The sequence below is a fragment of the Brasilonema octagenarum UFV-OR1 genome, assembly GCF_963888615.1.
In the GTDB taxonomy this organism is placed as follows: domain Bacteria; phylum Cyanobacteriota; class Cyanobacteriia; order Cyanobacteriales; family Nostocaceae; genus Brasilonema; species Brasilonema sennae.
In genome coordinates, this window is record NZ_CAWPKW010000154.1 from 15651 (window position 1) to 38085 (window position 22435).

Annotated in this window: 19 protein-coding genes; all 19 read right to left on the reverse strand. The window is 41.6% G+C overall.

Features of this window, described 5'->3' with window-relative positions; all coding sequences use genetic code 11:
• Positions 1 to 131 precede the first annotated feature (131 nt).
• The 19 genes from AC5590_RS10390 to rfbA all read right to left on the reverse strand — a co-directional run bounded on the left by AC5590_RS10390 (position 132) and on the right by rfbA (position 22415).
• Complete coding sequence (locus AC5590_RS10390) at positions 132 to 1256, reverse strand: glycosyltransferase family 4 protein (RefSeq protein WP_169263814.1); 1125 nt, start codon at positions 1254 to 1256, stop codon at positions 132 to 134.
• Between the two features lie 32 nt (positions 1257 to 1288).
• Positions 1289 to 2581, reverse strand: coding sequence for a glycosyltransferase family 4 protein (locus AC5590_RS10395; RefSeq protein ID WP_169263815.1), 1293 nt, complete (start codon positions 2579 to 2581; stop codon positions 1289 to 1291).
• Positions 2582 to 2666: 85 nt separating this feature from the next.
• Positions 2667 to 3803, reverse strand: coding sequence for a glycosyltransferase family 4 protein (locus AC5590_RS10400; RefSeq protein ID WP_169263816.1), 1137 nt, complete (start codon positions 3801 to 3803; stop codon positions 2667 to 2669).
• Between the two features lie 50 nt (positions 3804 to 3853).
• Positions 3854 to 5038, reverse strand: a complete 1185-nt coding sequence (locus AC5590_RS10405) for a glycosyltransferase (protein WP_169263817.1) — start codon at positions 5036 to 5038, stop codon at positions 3854 to 3856.
• A 16-nt stretch (positions 5039 to 5054) separates the two neighbouring features.
• Positions 5055 to 5738 (reverse strand): class I SAM-dependent methyltransferase, encoded by a 684-nt coding sequence (locus AC5590_RS10410; RefSeq protein WP_169263818.1) that lies wholly within the window; start codon positions 5736 to 5738, stop codon positions 5055 to 5057.
• A 48-nt stretch (positions 5739 to 5786) separates the two neighbouring features.
• Positions 5787 to 6902: a glycosyltransferase gene (locus AC5590_RS10415; RefSeq protein ID WP_169263819.1), complete on the reverse strand. Its 1116-nt coding sequence runs from the start codon at positions 6900 to 6902 to the stop codon at positions 5787 to 5789.
• A 36-nt stretch (positions 6903 to 6938) separates the two neighbouring features.
• A complete protein-coding gene (locus tag AC5590_RS10420; protein WP_169263820.1) occupies positions 6939 to 8060 on the reverse strand; it encodes a glycosyltransferase family 2 protein in 1122 nt (373 codons plus the stop codon).
• 124 nt (positions 8061 to 8184) lie between these two features.
• Positions 8185 to 9306: a UDP-galactopyranose mutase gene (glf, locus tag AC5590_RS10425; RefSeq protein ID WP_169263821.1), complete on the reverse strand. Its 1122-nt coding sequence runs from the start codon at positions 9304 to 9306 to the stop codon at positions 8185 to 8187.
• Positions 9296 to 10294: a hypothetical protein gene (locus AC5590_RS10430; protein WP_248277169.1), complete on the reverse strand. Its 999-nt coding sequence runs from the start codon at positions 10292 to 10294 to the stop codon at positions 9296 to 9298. The genes glf and AC5590_RS10430 overlap by 11 nt, the downstream gene beginning before the upstream one ends.
• A gap of 256 nt (positions 10295 to 10550) precedes the next feature.
• Positions 10551 to 11969, reverse strand: a complete 1419-nt coding sequence (locus tag AC5590_RS10435) for a hypothetical protein (protein WP_169263822.1) — start codon at positions 11967 to 11969, stop codon at positions 10551 to 10553.
• Between the two features lie 160 nt (positions 11970 to 12129).
• Entirely contained in the window at positions 12130 to 14151 is a 2022-nt protein-coding gene (locus AC5590_RS10440) for an HAD family hydrolase (protein WP_169263823.1), read from the reverse strand.
• 112 nt (positions 14152 to 14263) lie between these two features.
• The gene (locus AC5590_RS10445; RefSeq protein WP_169263824.1) at positions 14264 to 15259 is read right to left on the reverse strand and encodes a ribose-phosphate pyrophosphokinase; all 996 of its coding nucleotides are present in this window, start codon (positions 15257 to 15259) and stop codon (positions 14264 to 14266) included.
• A 97-nt stretch (positions 15260 to 15356) separates the two neighbouring features.
• Positions 15357 to 16403 carry a glycosyltransferase gene (locus AC5590_RS10450; protein WP_248277170.1) on the reverse strand — a complete coding sequence of 349 codons (1047 nt, stop codon included), beginning with the start codon at positions 16401 to 16403 and terminating at the stop codon, positions 15357 to 15359.
• A 33-nt stretch (positions 16404 to 16436) separates the two neighbouring features.
• A complete protein-coding gene (locus AC5590_RS10455; protein ID WP_169263825.1) occupies positions 16437 to 17552 on the reverse strand; it encodes a glycoside hydrolase family protein in 1116 nt (371 codons plus the stop codon).
• Between the two features lie 89 nt (positions 17553 to 17641).
• On the reverse strand, positions 17642 to 18925 hold the full coding sequence (locus AC5590_RS10460; RefSeq protein WP_169263826.1) for an ATP-binding cassette domain-containing protein: 1284 nt from the start codon (positions 18923 to 18925) through the stop codon (positions 17642 to 17644).
• A 15-nt stretch (positions 18926 to 18940) separates the two neighbouring features.
• Positions 18941 to 19780, reverse strand: a complete 840-nt coding sequence (locus AC5590_RS10465; RefSeq protein ID WP_169263827.1) for an ABC transporter permease — start codon at positions 19778 to 19780, stop codon at positions 18941 to 18943.
• 252 nt (positions 19781 to 20032) lie between these two features.
• Positions 20033 to 20932 (reverse strand): dTDP-4-dehydrorhamnose reductase, encoded by a 900-nt coding sequence (gene rfbD / locus AC5590_RS10470; protein ID WP_169263828.1) that lies wholly within the window; start codon positions 20930 to 20932, stop codon positions 20033 to 20035.
• Positions 20929 to 21474 (reverse strand): dTDP-4-dehydrorhamnose 3,5-epimerase, encoded by a 546-nt coding sequence (gene rfbC / locus AC5590_RS10475; protein WP_169263829.1) that lies wholly within the window; start codon positions 21472 to 21474, stop codon positions 20929 to 20931. The genes rfbD and rfbC overlap by 4 nt, the downstream gene beginning before the upstream one ends.
• 44 nt (positions 21475 to 21518) lie before the next feature.
• The gene (gene rfbA, locus AC5590_RS10480; RefSeq protein ID WP_169263830.1) at positions 21519 to 22415 is read right to left on the reverse strand and encodes a glucose-1-phosphate thymidylyltransferase RfbA; all 897 of its coding nucleotides are present in this window, start codon (positions 22413 to 22415) and stop codon (positions 21519 to 21521) included.
• Positions 22416 to 22435 lie beyond the last annotated feature (20 nt).

The following is a 22435-nucleotide window of genomic DNA, read 5'->3' on the forward strand; positions in this document are numbered from 1 at the left end:
AAAAATGTTGATTTATAGAGTTTTTTGTATTGATCATTCTTAGGTTTCTATTCTTTCAGAAAAGAACTGCATGAGTATTTTTACTGGTTTATAACGAAAAGTTAACTTATTGCTCACTCTAGTAATTATAATTATATTAATGTGGAATAAAAGTTGATATATTGATATGCACTATTTGATTTAGAAAAAGAATAATCCTGAGATTTATAATCATAATCAGGCTGAGCTAGGCATTGAAGAATTGCTTGCGAAAGATTTTCGATGCTATCGCCTTGTAGTTCAAAATAAGTGCAATTAGAGGAACCTATTTCTCTAAAGATAGGAATATCTGAGCAAACTACTTTACATGAAAGATATAGTGCTTCAGCTAATGGTAGGCAAAAACCCTCTGTAGAAGAAGGCACTACTAATAGTTCACAGTTTTGATACAGCCAACACAGTTCATCATCATCTATTGATGAAAGCATGAGTACACGCTCTTGTAGAGAAAGTGTTTGGATTTGATGACAAATGTTTTCTGTTTCCGGTCCAGAACTACCAACGAGAATCAGCTTAGTTGAATCTTTTAGCTGATTATTTTTTAATAACAGAGAATATGTCTGTATTAAGATATCTAAATTTTTGTTCTTACGATGCTGAGCAACGGCAAGTAAGAAAGGAGTATTAATACTACTTTCTATATTCTTGGGTACTCTTGGTTTAATCTGACTAAAATCTACATAGTTATAAACGACAGTAGTTTTTTTCCGTTGCTCAATGTGGGGGAAATAAATTTTTAGGAATTCTAGTGTTTGTTTGGAAACGCAGGAAAGTCCATCGCTATTGTTGATGCACTGTTTCAAAAATAACTGATTGAAGATAACATTTGGGTAGCCAAAGTTTTCTGGGTATTCATAAGGATATAGGTCATGAATAGTGGTCACGACTGGACAGGGAAAAACTGAGCGAAGAAATGGAAGTGGAAATGAAAGATGGACAATATTAGAATGGAGTTGTTTGGCGAGTTTTGGTAAACCAAATAAAAACCAGAGATTTCTTGAAACTGAGCTATTTTTAATGTCTACGCTCAGTAAATTAATTTTTTGTGAAGACAGATTAAAAGTTTTTTCAAAGTAATCTTTTTGCCATGCTCCTACAACCAAAGTAACTTTGGTTACTTGGTCGGTATCGACAAGACATTGAGCAAGATTTGCAGCGTGTCTGCAAACGCCAGTCGGTTTTGTAGGTCTGTGTAAAGCAGCAATTAGGATATGCATATTAGGGCGTTATTTTTAAAATTTGAATGTACTTAGCGATACGCCTTTGGCGTCTGCGTTCCGCGCAATCGCAATTCAGGCTGCTTCGTTATTTTTTCTTTCTGAGCTACGATTTCTTCATAAACCTCAGCCAAACGTTCTCCCTTAACTTGCCAACTAAAAGCCTCTGTTGTTAACTTCTGTCCGGCTTGACCCATACGTAGGCGTAGTTCTGGGTCTTTAGCGACACTAATCATTGCTTTAGACAAGTCATCGACTGCCTGATCCGGATGATTTGCAGAAATTTTGAAGCCAGTTTCCTCAGTAACCTGCAAAGCTGGTCCTCCCAAGTCCAGACAAATGACCGGACGCCCTGTTGCCATTGCCTCCATACACACCAACCCCCCAGAATCGTGTAAACTGGGATGAACTAGCACATGGCACTCGCCTAGCTTTGCCAAAGTCTCCTCACGGGGTAACTCGCCCCAGAACTTTACCTGTTGAGCAATTCCTAAATCTTGGGCAAGAGTGTGAAGGCGATCGCGTTCCGAACCGTCTCCCAAAATCCAGTACTCGGCATTAGGCAGGTTTGCCTGGGCGAAGGCACGCAGTCCCAGATGAAACCCTTTCCAATGCCACAGTCTACCGATGCTAATAAACCTTACTGGCAAAGCGTCTGGCATCCCGTACTCAGCAAGATTGGCTATTTCTTCCTTCGTCAGCCCTATCGCAGATAAAACCTCCACATTACTGACACCCATTTTGTACAGTCGCTTAGCCGTATCCTCAGTTGTAGCGCTAACGACAGCACTTTTTTTAGCAGTCAGATGCACAAACGGATCAAGTTCCCCTAAAAAGCGAACAAAGTCCCTCATAATTTCGTAAGTCTTTGCACGCCAGCTAAAATCTCGCCAAAACTCTTTTGGCGCAGATTCGCCGCCACCAACAGGTCCCCACACAAAAGGAACTGGCAGCAGTGAAAGAAAGCTAGGATTTGAATACTTGACAAAAGTAACGTGCTGTGCGACTTCAAAGCCGATTTCACGATGTAGACGGCGGGCTACAAAGTATGCTTGGATCTGCCAAAGATAGTAGTGGATTTGCATCGCACCGCTTGACCCCCAGCGCCAGAGGCTACCCAAGATGGGAAGATTGAAATATACGAAGTGTAAGTTAGGCACTGGGTTGCGGGCTAGCTCGGCTTCAATTGCTTCCCCACTTTCGTCAAATCGAGTTAAAACCCAAACTTCGTGATATTTAGCGACTTCCCGAACAACATTCCAGCCCACGCCGCGCTCAGATCCCTTGCCTGGTTCACACGAGTAGGCGGACATCAGAATTTTCATATCTAGAGCGCCTCTTTAAAATAGATTGAACAATGAAAAAATTAAGTTTTACTATAAAAACACTAGTGCAAGATTTTTTTAGCGATTAAGTTTTAGCAACTCCTTTAAATTCCTTACAAGCCTGAACTTTCTCATAAATTTCAGCAATTTGTTCTCCTGCTTTTTCCCAGGTAAACAGTTTAGCTCTTGCAAGTCCTTTGTTGACTAATTCCTGATAGGAATCAGGATGATTGTGAAGATGACACACTGCATCTGCAATTGCTTGATAGTCGTTTGGATCAACTAATACTCCCGCATCTCCTACTACTTCAGGCATGGCTGAAACCTTGGAGGTAATAACTGGAATTCCACAAGCCATTGCCTCTAAAAGGGTTATGCCAAATCCCTCATGGAGTGAAGGTGCTATTAACATATCAGCGGCGTTATAAATTTGAATTAGGGTAGATTTATCTGGCTTGCCTAAGTAGCTGATATGATTTTCTAGCCCTTGAGTTTTGATGAATATTTTTTGTTCATCTGTAAAGTCTGCACCCACTTTCCACAAGTGGATAGACAAGCCTCGCTGCTGCAAAGTTTCTATGACTTTAAGAATGGTAGAGAGATTTTTACGCGGATGATTGGAGCCTACATTTAGTAAACAAACTGTTTCTGGTGAAATTCCATATTTTTGCCGTAAAGACTCAGCTTGTTCTTTGGGTAATGGTTGAAATGCGGCTTCAACTGCATTAGGTATTACAGAAATACGTGCAGGTTCAATATCCATTATTTGAGTCGTATCTTTGGCTGTTGCAGAAGAAACAGCGACGACATGATCGGCGTACTTCATACCTTTGACAGCATGTATCCACATACCACGACTGAGGAAGGGCAGTTCCACTGAACCTTGAAGATTATCGTGAGAGTAAAAGTTGACGAGATCGTGACAGGTGACGACAACAGCTTTATTTTTCTTTTTTAACCAATAAGTGATGTGCGCCTCGCTAGGGTCGATGATATGAAAAATATCCGCGACTTGCTGCTGCACTTGTTGAGGAAAGCGCCAGAAACGTTCGTAGTATTTCCAAACTCTGAGTAACAGAGAACGACTTTTTCTGTCAACAGGTTGCGGTTTGAGATCAACAATCTCCCAGTTTGGTCGGACAGATCGCAGTCCTGAAATTATGCCATCGGCATAGACATCCATGCTAGGTTCAGGCATCATCCGCGCAATCACTACACGCATTGGTAATCTTTTACCCTCAAAACATCATCAAAGCTAGATTTAAGGCACTGCTATATGAGCTTTTCGTGTCTCATCGCATATGCTGCATTGTTTGGCTCCAGTAATTTTTGCCATAGGTTAAGCAACCGCTCTGCAATCCGTTCGTGCGTGTAATGCTGATACACTCTGGTCATGCCATAGCGTCCAGTTTCTTCGCGCCACTGTCGATCGCGGATCATGCGCTCCAATATTGCCGCTAGTCCCTGAGCATCTCCTTCTGGAAAGACTAAATCGGGTCGCCCAATCACGTTGGGAATTTCGCCAGAATTAGAACCAATGACTGGCACACCCATTGCCATTGCTTCAATTAGCACATGACCAAACTGCTCTTTCCAAGTTGGGGAAGTTCGTGAGGGCAAAACTAGGACATCAAATTTGCTGATTTCTTCTGGGGCTTTGTCGTGGGGTACTGCTCCTTGCCAAGTAACTAGATCGGCAATCTGGTGAAGAAGCGCCTCTTGTCTGAGAGTTTCTTCAAAAGAACCAGAGCCACAAAGGATGATTTGGCAGTTGAGTCCTTGCTGTTGGAGTTGGCGGACAGCTGCAAATATGACATCAACGCCTTTTTCAGGTACTAACCGCCCCAGGAAACCAATGTGAAATTTATCTTTGTGCTGGTGCGATGGCGATCGCCTATCCGCAGTAAACAATTGAGTGTCTACTCCCATCTGAGGCATGACTTCCACTAACCCAGTGTAACCCCATTGAGGCAGCAACTCCGCTCCATCACGATTGCCAGCAATCATCAGCTTTGCCGTACTCATGACAAATTGGCGCAGCCAACGGCGCGGAAGCGGAAGTTGTCGATCCATGTTTTCCCAACCAAACACGACTAAGGGTGTCTTGGTGAGTCGGCTCCAAATTGCTAGCTCAAGCGCACAAATAGAAAAAACTTCTTCCTCTACCTGTACCACGTCTGGTCGAAAGTCGTTGAGTACTTGCCAAATTTTCCAAGGCGCGTAAATATGAGCGCCGCCTCGACCTGGAAAAAGGACAGGTGCTGAATAAGTTTTGATATTGGGGTAGGGTGTCTCTAGTGGAAGTAGGCGATTCCACTCCAATGCTTTCCAGTTGCTAGGAGCAAGCAAACCGACTTGTGCTTTGCCAGTTCGGGCGAGCGCCTCAAGCTTTCCCTGGTTCACACCAACAACATAGGCGTGGCTGACAAACAGTATGCGTAGGGATGAGCTGGTCATTATAGCTTCTCTCCTGTTATGAACGCTGACCTACCAAAGGGTCTGACTGCACAGAATTAACTGGCTTGTAGCGGGGTGCAGATATTTTTTTCCCTTCAATAATGACAGCTTCATCAGTTCGACTAGAGCGTTCAATTGCTCGCACATCCTCTATCTCACTTTCAAAAGCCTGTCTGCTAGCAACCTCAAAGCCAATTTCAGACATAATCCGTAGTAACGCTGGAGTGTCATACATACACTTATGAGGAAATCGAATAAATGGTGCTAGTTTCCGCTTTAGCGCCCCATCACGAGGAGAATCATAGCTCACATAAAGTTCATCAAGCATTTCGTCGGCAGCGATTTCACCTTGCGTATACTTGTTGACAATAGCTCTCAAGTCTGGCACGATAATCCGAATAATGCCATTAGGCTTTAAGACACGGTGGCATTCTTTTAAGAAATGTTGTCCTTCGGTTTTAGATAGATGCTCCAGAGTATGAGAGCTATAAACTACATCGACTGAATTATCTTCCCAAGGAAATTTCTTCCTCAGGTCGTGCATAAAAATTTTATCTGACCAGTCAAAGTTGATAATTTTGAATGTTTTATTGATTATAGAAAAGACTGGTAGCTTTGCGATCCAAGCACCTAGTGCATAGTCTACATTTACCCAGCCACTTGGAATATGAGAACCACAACCAAGATTTAATTTGAGCATTTGATATATCCCTTTTTGCTAAGAGAACATTAGATGTGTGACGGTGGATTAACCACGTATAAAACTTGCAGTTAAGTTTCGCCTAAATAACCATCTGGCAAAACTCTTAAGTCGGCTTGATCCATACACTAGGTTAAAAAAGGCTGCAAAAAGTGCGTTTGGTAGATATTCACCCCATTGCACCAGCCACTTTTGAGGTAAAGAGTTAAAGTGGGTGTGAAATCGTGGGTTAGCAACTAGGTGCTGATGAATTTCTTTTCTCTCTATTTTGGATTTGTTTGTCAGACGGGCATGCAAGTAGCGAGAGTTGGACACTAGCACGCTGAATTTTAAATCGGTTAACTTTTGTGCGATCGCTGCACCATAAACATTTGTTACAAACAGTTTCTGTTCTTGGTGAACCCGCTCCATAATAACTAAATCTTTCTCCAAAAAATCTGGTGTCACGCTGACTAGACTTGTTGTGTTTGCTCCATGCAAGCGAAACTTACTTAGTACCTCTGGTGCTGCCCCAATCGCTGTGATTAATGGAGCGAAACGGAATATAAGACTGTCTGCATTGCGCTTAAATGCTTCATTGAGTGGAAATATTAACTCAGCTACTTCGCGTCGGACACTCAGTGCAGAAGCTGGAGGTATATTGTCAACTAATCCACCATTTACCAAAGCAGACGGTGCCAGCCAGCCTGAAGCTAAACGCTGGAACATCGCAGTAGGTTTTATGAAGTTCCCTTGGAAATCAATCTGAATAACATTGTGAATAGCAAAGCCACACTGAGGATCTGACCGAAAAACCTCCAGAGTCTTTTGCAGCTTGTTATCAATCCAGACATCATCTGCATCCAATAGGCAAATGATTTGACCTTTGCTATCCCGGTATGCTGCATTTAAGGCGGTAGCTACACCACCATTTGGTTTTCGTACTAGCTTGATTCGGGAATCTTTTTGAGTATAGTTTTCGATGACTTCACAAGAGTTATCGGTAGAGCCATCATCACAAACTATGATTTCATAATTGGGATAAGTTTGGCAAAGTACGCTTTCGAGAGTTTCGCTGATGTATCTGGCGTAGTTGTAGTTAGCAATCAACACTGAAACCAACGGTGCATCTGAAAGTGGCGAAAGGTCTATGGGTTGAAGTTTCTTATCTTGCAGTTCTTGCATACTTAATTCTTTTTTTAAAAATAATTACCCGACTTTTTACTCGCTTAGCAGTTTTGCAGAATGCATAGCTGGTTTTCTTGCAAATAGGGACTTGACAAATTGCTTCAGGGGACTGACTCCATACACCTGATTAAACAACAGTGTAAAAAGCGCATCTGGTAAATTCCATTGGAATAGCCACCTTTGAGGTTTGAACCAGCTAAATTCAGTACTAAACTGTGGGTGTGAGATCAAATGCTGGTGTACTTCTCGGCGTTGTTTGCGTGAGATACCTTTAAGGCGGGCAAGCAAGTAGCGATACTGGCAAATTGCTAAGCTATACCGCAAATCCCTTAATTGCTCTGCAATTTCCGTACCATAAACCTTTTTCAGAAGCTGTTTTTGTTCCTGATGGATATGCTCTAGGGCAGAGAGCGATCGCTCCATACTATCTACTGTTATGGGTGCTAGACTTGTAGTATTTGCTCCATGTAAACGAAACTTGTTTAACACTTCTGGCACAGCCCTGACTTCCGTCACAAGTAAAGCCAGAAAAATGATCAGACCATCTACATGGCGCTTCATTGCTTCGTTTATTGGAAATATCAGACTAGCTATTTCCCTGCGAATACTAAGTGCAGAAGCAGGAGGAAGATTTTCAATGAAACCACCATTTTCTAAAACATCTGGTGCCATCCAGCCTGAAGCTAACTGCTTCATCATAGGCGTTGGTTTTATATTTTTCCCCTGCCCATCAATTTGAATGACGTTATGAATCACAAAACCGCACTTGGATTGAGATTTCAGTTTTTCTACTACCCTTTGCAACTTTGTAGGCATCCATAGATCATCTGCATCTAGGATACAAACAATTTCTCCTTTGCTTTGTTGATATGCTGCATTTAAACCAGAGGCGATACCTCCATTCTGCTTACGGATTAATTTAATTCTGGGGTCTTTTTGAACATAGGTTTCGATAACTTCACAGGAGTTATCGCTAGAGCCATCATCACAAACTATAGCTTCAAAGTGTGGGTAGGTTTGGCAAAGTACGCTTTCTAAAGTTTCACCAATGTATCTGGCGTAGTTGTAGTTTGAAATCAACACTGAAACCAATGGATTTTCAGGAAGTAGAGGTAGTGCGATCGGTTGCAGCTTGTTAGTTTGTAAATCTTTCATAAAACCTCGTGGGATGTGTGGAAATTCAGAGGCTTTAGCCCTGGGTTAGTAACATTTACTCTCTGGCTAATATTGATCGGCTACGGCGGTAAGTAGGTGGGCAAATACTGCATAACCTGCTCACTCACTGCGCTACTTCTTTCTCAAACAAGCTCAAGGCTCGTAACGCTGCCTGATCCATGTCGTAGTATTTATACTCGGCAAGGCGTCCAGCAAAGATAACTGTACCGTTAAGTTTCTCCACCTCTTTCAAGTAGAGGTCATATCGGTCGCGGTTTTCCTCACGCGGAATCGGGTAGTAAGGGTCATTTTTACCTGGTACGTATGCCTGGGGATACTCCATGACCAAAGTTGTTTTGGGTGAAGTTTGCCCCGATAGATACTTTTGTTCGGTGATGCGGGTGATGTCGTATTCGTTGGGGTAGTTAACTGTACCTACTTCCTGGTAGTGTTCTTGATCTAAGGTGTCAAACTGAAAGCGCAGGCTACGATAAGGTAGCTCGCCATACATATAGTCGAAGAAAGTATCAATTGGACCAGTGTAAACCATCCGGTTGAATTTGATGTCGTTAATGACTTCCCGGTAGTCCGTTTGTAGCAGTATCTTGATATTGGGGTGAGCCAGCATCTGGCGGAACATCTCGGTATAGCCGTACTTTGGCATCGCTTGGTAAGGATCTTGGAAATAGCGATTGTCTCGGCTGATGTAAACTGGAACGCGTCCTGTCACACCGCGATCGAGTTCCTCTGGTTTGAGTTGCCACTGCTTAGTTGTGTAACGTAAGAAAACGTTCTCGTAGATGTAGTTAGCTAAAAACTCTAAATCTCCACTAGCGCTTTCACGCAACTTGAGAATCGGTACTTTGACCCCAAAACCGAAGTGTTCTAAGAGTTGTTCCTCTAGTTTTTCGGCGTAACGGGGAGGAAACAGCGCGTAAAGTGAATTTAAATTAAATGGGATAGGAACTTTCTTACCTTCCACTACACCAAGCACATGGTGAAAATAGTGTCGCCACTCGGTGAATTGGGATAAGTAATCCCAAATTTTTTTGGATTTAGTGTGGAAGATATGGGGACCGTATTTATGTACTAAGATGCCATGCTCGTTGTAGTAATCGTAGGCATTGCCGCCGATGTGGTCTCGCTGGTCTAAAATTAGTACTCTCTGCCCTAGTTGATTGGCGATTCGCTCAGCTAGCACACAGCCTGAATATCCGGCCCCGACAATTAACCAATCAAATTTCATGGTTTACATTCCCTTGTAAGGACAGTTGAGGTTCCAAGGAAAGTTGAGGTTCCAAGGAAAGTTGAGAGTATATTTCTGGTAAATACTCTTTCATTGCAGGTGTTTGCGGTCCAAATGAAAAATGTCCAGCAAACACGTTGTGAATAACAATCATTGCTCTCGACAGTTGTATACAGTCTTTACATAGATATGCTTCATCAATACCTAGCCCGCCTTGTTTTAATGGAGTTCTGAAGCCACCTATTTCTTGCCAAAATTCTTTTTCAAAAAGAATGGCACCAATGCTGAAACGATGTGGAGATGGTGAGTATTTGAAAGGTTGGGAGGCAATGTAATGGGCTACTTTATCAAATGGTAGGCTCTTTTTCCATAAGTACTTGGCTGCTTCTCCATCATCAGAAGCCTTAATGCCACCAGCTGCATGCTTCAATTCGCCAAATTTAGCTTTGTATTCATCCTCAGCACCGAGAAATTTGAGAAAATTGATGTAGGAATAACCATTAACATTCAGTAGCGGAGCACAAAAACCTGGGTCATATAACCCCTCTTTTTTGACAGATAAATATCCTTCTAGGAGTCGTTCAAAAAAGTTTTCTGATATAAAAACATCCTCATCTATTTTATAGATCCACTTGGCTTGTGTATGCTTGGCGATCGCTAAGTTCTGAACTAGTGAAACTTTGTTAGTTTTTGTGTACAGGTAAGACCAGCCATTAACTGCTGACATTTCCGCTAGTTCTTCAGAATATAACCCAGAGGAGAGGATACAGACATCAATATCAGGTGGAACAAACTTAGCAATTCTTGTCAGAGTCAGCGGATACAAAAAACTTTTGTAACCAGCAAGTACAATCAAAAGGCGATCGCTTTTCTTACTTCTGTCAATGAAAGTATGAGAACCACTAAAATTTAGCCACTCAATGCTTTTTTTGTGCAGGTTCCCACCTGCTGTGGACATCACTTGGGATGACCAATCGCGAAGGTTCAATATTTTTTTTACTCTGAGATCAAATTTGTCTGTCACATATCCCTCCCTAATCCAATTTGTCTAGACTTCAATAGTTGGTTGATACAGATGCTGATGCATTCGAGCTACAAACGGCTGATACACTGACTCAGGGGAGAGTCTTTTGGCAACGTCATCACACCTGTTTTTTGAATTTCAAATTCCTAAATAAGTTGGTTCATAAAAAATTTTTTTTAGCCTGTATTTGCAATGGTCACAATGACTATTTATGTTCATGTCAAGTGTCCACTAGGCGCGAGGCCGGTTCAGTCTCTGTTTTCGCTCTTATACTACGCTTTAGCCTGCCTACTATGACCCTTAGATTATGAGTGGCATTAAGTATGTTTGGATTAAGGACTATTCTAAAAAGAGGATGACTTCTGGCAAGTGAAGCTGGAAACCAAACACCCTTGAATGGTTGACTACCAAAACTCAGCAGTTTCAAACAATTAACAAAATTGTAAGCAGGTGCTAGTTCATAGAGTACTTTTTCGCCCTGATCGTCAGCAATTAAAAAGGAACCGAATACTTTTGCCTCTATAGGAGAAGGATCATAAACAAAAGATTCTATTAATAGATCACTAGCTCTGAGAAACTGATCTGTTGCACAATTGCTATCACTCAGATTTGTTGTAAGCTGCTGTGCAAACTCAACACCAGCATTTTGAAGGACATATAGCCCCCAGTTGATTGCTTTTTCATTTTTCTGATAACGCAGGATGGGGACATACTGATTATCAGATTGTTCATATCTCATTGTGCCACCATGATCTGCGGCAACCAAAAGCTCGAATAAGTGTCTGTACTTAGAAATATGGTGGCGATCTGGTTTTTCTACATTATAGAATGCTAATAAATGATCGCTTCCGAGCGCTTTTGCCTGCTTTTCTAGAGCAAAGTAAAACCCATGAACTCCCGATTCTGGATAGAGTCCAGCGCTTTTCAATAATTGACTGAAGGAACGCTGGGCGCGTCCAAGCCAGCCGATATCAACAATGGCAAAAGGTAAACCATCGCCTAATTTTTCCTGACGGAAATAACCAATTGCCTTCTCACGATAGACAGCAGATGTCGAGAGAATCAGTTCTATTACCTGTGGATCGCGAAAAGCTTGCTCAAGTTGGCTGCGTTCTTGACGACTAAGATTAAGATTCCACTTGGATGGAGGAAACTCAAACCGAATCAAAACATCTTCGATTTGCTGTGGTGTCAGGTTCACCCGCTCACAAACCGAATGAACCGATAAAAACGTCGTGCTATCTAAAATCCAACCCAGTTCGGCTTCACCAATCTCCATCAATGAAGGGGCGTGCCAAGCTTGCCGCGAGCCATACAGGTAGCGACAATCGATATCGTACCCCCAGTTCTGACAAATCACTTGTGCAATCTTGTGGAGAATCTGCCCATCTCTAGCAACAAAGTAGAGTCTTTCAATTCCTCTTTTTTTGGCTGACACCAAGCACCAGTAAACGAAGCCAAACAAAATTGGCGCAATCACGTTGGCTGTTGTATCCCAGATAATTTGCTTGTCTGAGCTAGTTTCTTTTGAATGCAAGCGGGTAAGTTTAGTAGCACCAGCTAGCTGCGAGCGAAATTGCAAAGGTAGCTGGGAGTCATGTGCAATCAGTTGTTCGTATCGATTTAGGTGGCTTGGCATGAAGGTTTCACCGACTAGCTTTTTGTATCAAATAACTACAGGCTTAGTGTTTATGTCTATTAGACCTCTCAAAAATGGCTATGAAACCTTTACGGCGCTTGCACTAAAAATCGATTTTTGGAGAGGTCTATTCAAGTAGTACTGAGGTGTGGAGCCAGAATTAAGCAGGCTCACTGAGTCGCTTGAGTAAAATGCCGCGTCTTAACTTACCCCCAATGACCCTAAGATGATGAGTCATGTTCATTGTTCTTTCATTCATAAATATTCTGAAAATCGGATAACTTCTTGCAAATGATGCTGGGAACCAAACGTTCTGATGAGGCTGTTTACCACGAAGTATCAACCTAAAACAATCAATCAAACTGTAAGCAGGTGCCAGCTCATAAAGTTTATTTTCACCTTGATCTTCAGCCATCAAGAAAGAACCAAATACTTTTGCTTCCTGGAAAGAAGGATTTTGAACAAATTCTTCGATTAACACATTAGTTGCCCTGATAAATAATTCGACTGGACAGTCTTGCTCACTCAAATTGGTTGTCAACTGCTTGGCAAATTCAACAGCGGCATTTTGAAGGACATACAGTCCCCAGTTGATTGCGGCTTGATTTTTTTGATAACGCAGAACGGGAGTATATTGATCGCCCTGTTGTTCATATCTGGCTGTGCCACCATGATCTGCGGCGACAAACAACTCGAATAGGCATCTGTATTGGCAAATGCGATCGCGATCGCCAACGGGTTTGTCTCCATCATAAAAATAAGTGAGTAACTGGTCGCTAGCAAATGCTTTCACTCGTTTTTCTAGAGCAAAGTAAAATCCATGCATACCTGATTCTGGATATAATCCCGCACTTTTTAATACTTTGCTAAAAGAACCCAGCGATCGCCCAGTCCAACCAATATCAACAACTGCAAAAGGCAAACCATCACCAATCTGTTCCTGACGGAAATAACCAATTGCCTGTTCACGATAGCTAGTAGCAGTCGCCACAATCAACTCCACTACCTCCGGTTCACGAAACGCTAGCTTGAGTTGGTTACGTTCCTGACGACTGAGATTATGATTCCACTTGAATTTCGCAAAGCCAAACCGTGCCAGCACATCTTCAATTTGCTCTGGCGTGATGTTCACCCGCTCACACACCGAATGCACTGACAAAAAAGTTGTATCATTAAATATCCATGTGTATTCGTCTTCACCAACTTGCATCAATGAAGGTGCATGCCAAGCTTGCCGCGAACCATACAAATAGCGACAATCAATTTCATATCCCCAATTTCGACAAATCTCCTGAGCAATTTTGTGGAGAATTTGTCCATCCCTGGCAACAAAGTAAAGTCTTTTAATTCCTCTTTTTTTGGCTGACACCAAGCACCAGTAAACGTAGCCAAACAACATCGGCGCAATCACGTTGGCTGTTGTATCCCAGATAATTTGCTTGTTTGGACTAGTTTCTTTTGAATGTAACCGAGTAAGTCTACTCATTCCAGCTAGCTGTGAGCGGAAGGGCAAAGGTAGCTGGGAGTCATTTGCAATAATTTGTTCGTATCGATTTAGGTGGGTTTGAGAGATAGGCTCAACTCTAACCCCCTGTTTTTTTGCCATTTTCACATCAGAGTGTAAGTTGTCTCCAATATGATTTAACTGGGAAGCTTTGACTGACTCCTTTGCTAGACAATGTTGAAATAATTTACCATTTGCCTTGCTGACACCTACTTCGGATGAGACATACAAACGGCTACCTGGTGTCCAGACATTATTTTCTTTGAGGAAAGTCCGAATCGTTTCCTCAGATAAATACATATCAGATATGTAGATGACCCGCTCATTTGCTTGCTGTAATGCTTGTATTCTTTTTTGAATGGCGGGTACCGGACGCAAAGAAGCCAACTCTAATGCAATTTCTTTGTGCATAGCTTGTTGCGCTTGAGTTGTTGACCAACTCAAAAAACCAGCTAATTGTTGGTAGATTTGTTCTACAGTCACTTCTCCGGTTTTCGATGCAACTCTTGCTGCGCTTTCTGCTTTTATCCGCATCTGCTGCCAAGTGTCTGCTGATATCTCGATTAGTTTTTGTTGCCTTAGTTGTTCTCCCAATTCCCAAAATAAGTCTGTTGGTTTTGCCCAAATCCGAACTAGAGATGTCTCAAATACGTCGAATGAGTAAACTGTCTTTTTCATGGGAATTTAACCGATATTTTTAGGATCTTCAACGAAAAATGCAAGGTTTTTTTTCTTTTTTTCTTGACAGTTTTAGTCAGTGAAACTGAGTGTATGTATGAAAATTTGTAATTTAATTGTGAAACATACTGCTAACAGAACTTTCTTTGTGAATGCGGAATATTGTCTCACCGATGAGATTAGCGACAGATAAGACTGTCAATTGTGGAAAGCGGTTCTCCTGCACAAGGGGAATGGTATTTGTAACGATAACTTCTTCAAAGTAACCGCTTGATAGACGTTCATGGGCAGGAGGTGAAAAGACTGCATGGGTTGCACAAGCATAAACTTGCCGTGCACCTTCCTTGCGAAGTAGTTTTGCCGCTTCAGTTATAGTACCTGCTGTGTCTATCATGTCGTCCACAAGAACAGCCGTTTTACCTTGCACCTCACCAATGAGATTCATAACTTCAGCAACATTGTGTACCTGGCGACGCTTATCGACAATGGCAAGCGGTGCATCGTTGAGTTGCTTGGCGAATGCTCGTGCCCGCCCTACTCCGCCCACATCAGGAGAAACGACAACGATATCAGAAAGTTGCTTGCTTTGCAGATAATCTAGCAGGATAGGAGAGCCGTAGACATGATCTAGTGGAACGTCGAAGAAGCCTTGAACTTGAGCAGAGTGCAGATCCATCGCCAGAACGCGATCAGCACCCGCTTTGGTGATTAGGTTTGCTACTAGTTTAGCCGTAATCGATTCCCGTCCAGCTGTCTTACGATCTGCTCTGGCGTACCCAGAGTAGGGCAACACTGCTGTGATTTGCCTTGCAGAGGCGCGACGACAGGCATCAATCATGATCATCAATTCCATAAGATGATCGTTGACTGGACGACTAGTGGGTTGAATCAGATATACGTCGCAACCTCGGATTGATTCCATAATTTGGATATAAATCTCTCCATCAGCAAACCGTTTACAGACTGTAGGAGTCAGTTCCATGCCAAGATATTGAGCCACTTCCTGAGATAGTGGGAGATTGGCTGAGCCAGAAATCAGACAAAGACGGTTATTCTCAGAAGTGATTGAGGTCGTGGTTGAAAGTGTTAGAGCTGGAGCGAAAACCATATTACTCCTCCAATATGTTTTCTGTAACGCAATGCTTGAGCTAACTGTACTGTAGAGACCGTAGTGTAGAGAGCATGAATATGTTGTTTAAACTCATTTAGTTAGCATCAGATATATTTTGTTTAAGTTTGAGGAATTTCATATCAAAATTTAAAGCTCCGTATAACACATATCGAGCTAAGGCAATTAAATAAACTTTAAGAGAAGATTTACTAGGCTCCAGCCTTAGGCTCCAGCCTGCATGAATTAAACTACTTTTCCACAATTTTTTATTTGCTAAATCTAAGTGTAAGAAACGAGCTAGCTCTGTAATGTCGGAATATTTATTATCATTAAGTTCCTCTCGAAGTTTCTCTGGCAACTGACGCATACACATATCAATTGCATGCTTGCACTCTTGAATATTGTTACCAGTGAGGATTAGACGACTCGTATCACTTCCTGAATGAATCCGATAATAAGCGACTTGCCTATCTAGAGTTACCACCTTGCCATACATACCTGCTCTAAACCACATTTCCCAATCAGCAGTATGGTAACGTGGTTCATAGAAGCCACCAATCTGCTCATAGACTTTACGAGGTACAACCGCAGCAGGTGTTTGAATTACGTTTCTCACAGCCTCTATTTTTAGGAAGTCTACTACAACTCCGTCTATATTGGAGAGTAGCGGCTCAATGCGGATCTGCTCATTTTTTTCATTTACAAAAATTGCTGGGCTAATAATTAAGGTTACATCCGGATGCGATTGTATGAGACTTTCGTAGGATGAGTAAAAATTTGGTGCAACGAAATCATCACCATGCAGTATGTGGACAAATTGACCTAAACTACGCTGAATACAGGTGTTGAAATTACGAATTGCACCTACATTTTGAGGTTGACGATAGAAAGATACTCGTCCTTTACCAATTTCTCTAACCACTGCTTCTGGGTCATCTTTGGTTGAGCAATCATCGATGACCTCAATTTGCATATGCTCTGGTCCTAAATCTTGAGATAAAACACTCTCAAGAGTTTGAGCAAGATAATTAGCGCAATTGTAAGTGGGAATCATTATAGACCAGAACGGTCTGTGAACTTCTTCAGGTACAGGATAAATTTGAGGATATTCTAATTTTTGGAATGGTTTTAACTGCATCATAATAATTATTGGATAGACATTCACAAATACTAACTAATTTTCACCAGATACTATAATTCTGGGAACTTCCATATCCCAAATAACTGGAAATTTGCTACTTACTTCATATGTAAAAGATTCTGGATACCATCCATAAGCAAACCATCTGCCTTCTTCATCTTGAATAAAATTTGTTCCGTATAAACCAGTTTTTTCACTACCAGGCACAAAAATAAATTCTGAGGAACGCATAAAAGAGCCTTCAATTGTGTCACAAGTATAACAATAAATGCATGAATCACTTAAATCTAGATGGTTGTAGTAGTTTATTGCTTTTGGGTTTATAGTATGCATCCATGCAGAGAAGAAAAGATAGTATTTTCCATCTTTAAATATTATTTGAGGTCTTTCAAGTTCATAAAAAATGCCTTCATCAAGTTCATTAAGTTGAGGATAGAGCAATGGTTGAAGTAATTTATAAGGTCCTTCGATAGATTGAGATACTGCAAGACCTACACAACCACGATAAAGTGGATGATCCTTGGAAACTACGGCTGAAAAAATGAGATAGTACTGGTTAGTAAGATGACATTTAAAGATATATGGATCTCGACACTGACGATGCTCAAGAAGGCAACCAAAAGTTGTACAACTTCCGTAAATATTATTATCTGGAACTATTAAAACTTCAGAACTTTTATGCCTTTGCCAATTATAGCAATCTTGTGAAACAGCAAGACCAATAGTTTCCATTAGCAGATTTGGAGCTTTAGGCGATGCAGAGTAGAATAGATAAAACTTATCATTTTCCTGAACGCAAGAACCAGCTAACATCCTACCATTTCGCCATTCACACTTATCTGGCTTCAAAGCGTAATCCTTCAAGGACCATCTCTTCAAGTCTTTGGAAACATACTGTAGAATTATTCCCTCTGACCAAAATGGTTCATAAAATGCTAAACTAGCTAAGCTAAATAATATATATTCGTCACTATTTTTCAAAATCCAAGGATCCCAGATCCTAACCAGGTGGCGCTTGTTAAGTAAATAGAGTATTTTAATCACAAACACAGGATATTTTTCAAACAACCAGCATATAAAAAATTGACGTTTTTTTTGAATTATTGCCCTAATTTTTGCTAGATTTTTATTCATATCATTAATAACCATAGTTTCGGATTTGCCATTTGTGTGTCAATTATAAATAAATGTACATATTTTACACTTCCTTTATTTAAATAGAGAAAATAAAAAATCCTTTAAAAGGATACCGTCAAATTTTCATCTACCAATAACCACTTACTTGTATGCCAAAGCATTCCCCCTGTACCGTTTTTAGGTGGTTCTAAATAGACAATTTTTAACGGTATCAACTCATCATCAAAGAAGATAGCATCATGTTCAGACTCATTCCTAATACCAAAAACAATTTGATACTCACCAGGAGCCAATGATGGCATATTAAAATCCGTATCAATTATTACTTTTCCTGATAAAGGCTTTGTAAATTTGAACTGTTGATCATCTAGGAGATGTGAAGTGAAGACTTTTCTACCTTCATCATCTACTAAAAAGAAACCAGGGTTGATTCTACTTACCTTCTCAAAAAAATGGAATTCAAACCTTAATCTATAGCTTTCTCCCCATGCATACTCATAAACCTCTTCACCTTTATCATTTACCCAGAAAGGACGTTTTAGTTCAAATCTGCCGCAATTTGAGCGCATTACTGATCGGAAATTTGAAGTTTTAGCTGCTGATAAATAAGCGCTTGTAACATTATCAATGTCTCCTTCACTGTAAAGTTGACCACGCTGAAGCATTATTCCCTTATTACAATATGTTTTTATTGCACCCAAGTCGTGGCTAACAAATAGAACTGTTCTACCTTCTTTCTCCGAGATATCTCTCATTTTTTGCATACATTTTTTCCGAAACTCGCTATCTCCTACTGCTAACACTTCATCTAGGATCAAAACCTCTGGCTCTAAATGAGCAGCAACAGCAAATGCCAAACGCACATACATACCTGATGAATACCGTTTCACTGGCGTATCCAAAAATTTTTCTACTTCTGCAAACGCCACAATCTGATCAAAGTTGCGTTTAATGTCCTCCTTGCTCATGCCCAGAATTGCGCCATTGAGAAAGACATTCTCTCGACCGGTTAACTCTGGGTGAAAACCTGTGCCTACTTCCAACAGACTTGCTATCCGTCCTTTAATCGATATCTTTCCATTGGTCGGCTCCACAATCCGGCTTAAAATCTTCAATAAAGTCGATTTTCCTGCATCGTTGCGACTTATGATACCAACCCTGTCGCCCTGCTTGATTTCAAACGAAACATCCTTCAACGCCCAAAACTCTTCACGGGTAGGCTTAGATGTCTTGTGAGCAGGTTTCAGTAATTTCTTACCAAGAGACTTTGTCCCATCTGTGATCTTGTCACGCAAAGAATTATAGCTACCACTTCCTCCTGTCTGCTGGTGACTGAGAACGTACTTTTTACTGAGATTTTCAACTCTAATGGCTGTATCCGACACCTTATCCACTCCTCGCTAAATTACGTCAGCAAACTTGCGTTCCGTTTTGCGGAAATACCAGATTCCGCTCCACAGCAGCACCACCACAAAAGCAACAGATAGCGCAAACCCTGGTAAATATATCTGCGATTCTCCGCCCAAAATCGCCCAGCGGAAACCGTCGATCACCCCTACCATTGGGTTGAGCGAATACAGCAGCAGCAACTGTTCAGAAAACCGTTGAGCAATAACCTTGCTGCTAAACCCCACAGGTGAAACATAAAGCCCAAACTGAACAATAAACGGCACAATGAAGCGAAAATCTCGATACTTCACGTTCAATGCTGCTAACCACAACCCTGCTCCAATTGACGCTGCAAACGCAATCAAAATAAATATTGGCAGAGTTAGAATGCGCCAGTCTGGCACAAAGTTATACCATGCCATCAGTGCCAGTAAAATCATCCCAGAAACCAAAAAGTCCACGAAGCTGACAATCACTGCACTCGTCGGCACAATCAACCGGGGAAAGTAGACTTTGGAAACCAGGTTGGCGTTATTAATTAAGCTGTTGCTGCACTCAGTCAGCGCACCAGAAAAAAACTGCCAAGGCAACAGCGCTGAATATACCAAAATTGGGTAAGGTGCATCACCCTCAGATGGAAGCTTAGCTATATTGCCAAATACAACTGTGAACACAACCATTGTCAAAAACGGTCGGATTAGTGCCCAAGCGAGTCCGATCGCCGTTTGCTTGTAGCGCACTAAAATGTCACGCCATGCAAGAAAGTAGAACAGTTCCCGGTATGTCCACAGGTCTTTCCAGTACTGTTTCTCTGCCCGACCTGCCTCGATTGTGAGTTCTTTTGTGTTCATCTACTTACCTGTATATTGCATTAATCGAAACAATGCGTGGTTGCAGCCAAAAGAATGATTTGAAAATTCAGAGAAAACACTGTTGTTATTCCTCTTATTACTTCTTTACACACACCCTAATATCAGGAAGTATTTGTATCTTTTTTACGTCTTCATCTAATCTTTACAATACATTTTGCATAAAATTTCTGGTAGTTCTCGAACAGCAATGTAGAACAGGCAATAGCGCTAATTATCAAATTTCTTAAAAACCTACGAACCAAGCACCAACTCTAAATTTCTTTGCCAGCTAGGTAAAGCTAACCCAAATGTACGAGAGATTTTGTGAGTATCTAACGACGAATAAGCTGGTCGAGTTGCTGGCGTTGGATATTGCTCTGAAGGGATTGCTAGCAAGTTCTTTAGCTTGTGCTCACTGCGTTTGGAGTCAAATTCAAAAATCGCTTTTGCAAAGCCATACCAACTTGTCTGACCACTAGCACTCAGATGATATATTCCACTATTATTGTTCAAAAAACCAATTAAATCCTGTGTTCCTTGAGAGAGAATTTGTGCTGTAGATTCAGCAATCATTCGGCTCCAAGTTGGTGCTCCCACTTGATCATCTACAACTCTTAACTCTTCACGTTCTCGTGCTAATTTTAGCATCGTGAGCAAAAAGTTTTTACCTCTTAAGCCATATACCCAACTTGTTCTTAGAATCAAATGAGGCACACCAACAGCTTGAATTGCCTTTTCACCAGCGAGTTTTGTTTTTCCGTAGATATTTTGCGGCTCAGGTTCGTCTTGCTCTGTGTATGGTGTCGCTTGATGACCGTTGAACACGTAATCTGTAGAATAATGAATCACTCCTGCTCCCAACTGTTTGGCTGCTTCTGCAATGACACCTGGTGCAGTTCCATTGACAGCCATTGCTAATTCCGGTTCTGACTCTGCCTTATCCACAGCAGTGTATGCAGCTGGATTTACAATTAAGTCAGGCTGAACTTCACGAATCACATGACGAATGGTGTCCGGTTGAGAAAGATCCATGAGTAGACCACAGGAGGAGATTTCACGTCCCACAGCAATTACTTCTCCAAGAGTCATCAAAGTTCGCTGTAGTTCCCAACCAACTTGACCTGTGCTTCCTGTTAAGAGTATTCTAGTCATGCAAACACTTCAGCCTCTTTCAGTCGTTGACCTGCTTTATCTTTAGCAGAAAGAATGGGTTCTTCTTTGAGGGGCCAGGCGATCGCTAAATCTGGATCATTCCACAAAATACTACGCTCATACTCAGGTGCGTAATAGTCTGTCGCTTTATAAAGCGTCTCAGCATATTCTGAAAGCACCAAGAAGCCGTGAGCAAAACCTGCTGGTATCCATAGTTGCTGCTTGTCCTTGGCGCTCAGATGAACCCCTACCCATTGACCGAAATATTTAGAACTCATCCTCAAGTCCACAGCGACATCAAATACTTCACCAACTACAACTCTCACCAATTTGCCTTGAGGTTGCTTGATTTGATAATGCAGACCGCGTAATACGTTCTTAGCTGAACGAGAGTGATTGTCTTGTACAAAGTGTTCTACAAAATGAGCCTTCTGTTGCCAAACCCGTTCATTGTAACTTTCGTAAAAAAAGCCACGCTCATCTTCAAAAACTCGTGGTGAAATCACTAATACATCAGGTATTTCGGTCTGTATAACCTTCACAGTCCTACCCTCTCAGTTTCTGCGTTCTTCCTTCTTGCAAGTCATTAGCTGATTTTACCTTGAGTCGTACGGATATCATCATTGATCATATCCATTAGATAACGCCCATAGCTGCTTTTCACTAATGGTTTAGCGAGCTGATAGAGTTGGTCTGCATCGATATATCCTTGGCAGTAGGCAATTTCTTCAATACAAGCTATTTTCAAGCCTTGCCGTTGTTCCAAGGTTTGAATAAAGCTAGCAGCCTGATGAAGAGATTCATGAGTACCCGTATCTAACCAAGCGTAGCCTCGACCTAAAATTTCAACTTTCAGTTGCCCTCTGCGGAGATACTCTTGGCTCAAATCAGTGATTTCTAGTTCATTCCGGGCTGAGGGTTTAAGTTGAGATGCAATTTCACAAACCTGAGCATCATAAAAGTAAATACCTGGTACAGCATAGTTAGACTTGGGAAACTTTGGCTTTTCCTCTAAACTCATGACTTGACCTGCTGCATCAAATTCAACCACTCCGTATCGCTCTTGTTCAGCGACTCGATAACCAAAAATCAGTCCCCCCTCACGCAACTGAGCCGCACGAGTGAGTACATCAACTAGACCATGTCCGTAGAAGATATTATCACCTAAAATCAGACATACGGGGTTGTTGCCGATAAAATCTTTACCTAGGATGAATGCCTGTGCTATTCCTTCAGGCTTTGGTTGCTCAACATAGCTAAACTTAAGACCCCACTGGCTACCATCCTGCAGAAGTTGTTGAAACAGCGGTAGGTGAGCAGGTGTAGAGATGATGAGAATTTCACGAATCCCAGCTAACATGAGAGTAGACAAGGGGTAGTAAATCATTGGCTTATCGTAGACAGGCATCAGTTGTTTGCTGACCACTTGAGTCAGTGGATACAACCGTGTACCAGAACCGCCAGCTAAAATTATGCCCCTCATGCTTAACTGCTCCTCAGGTA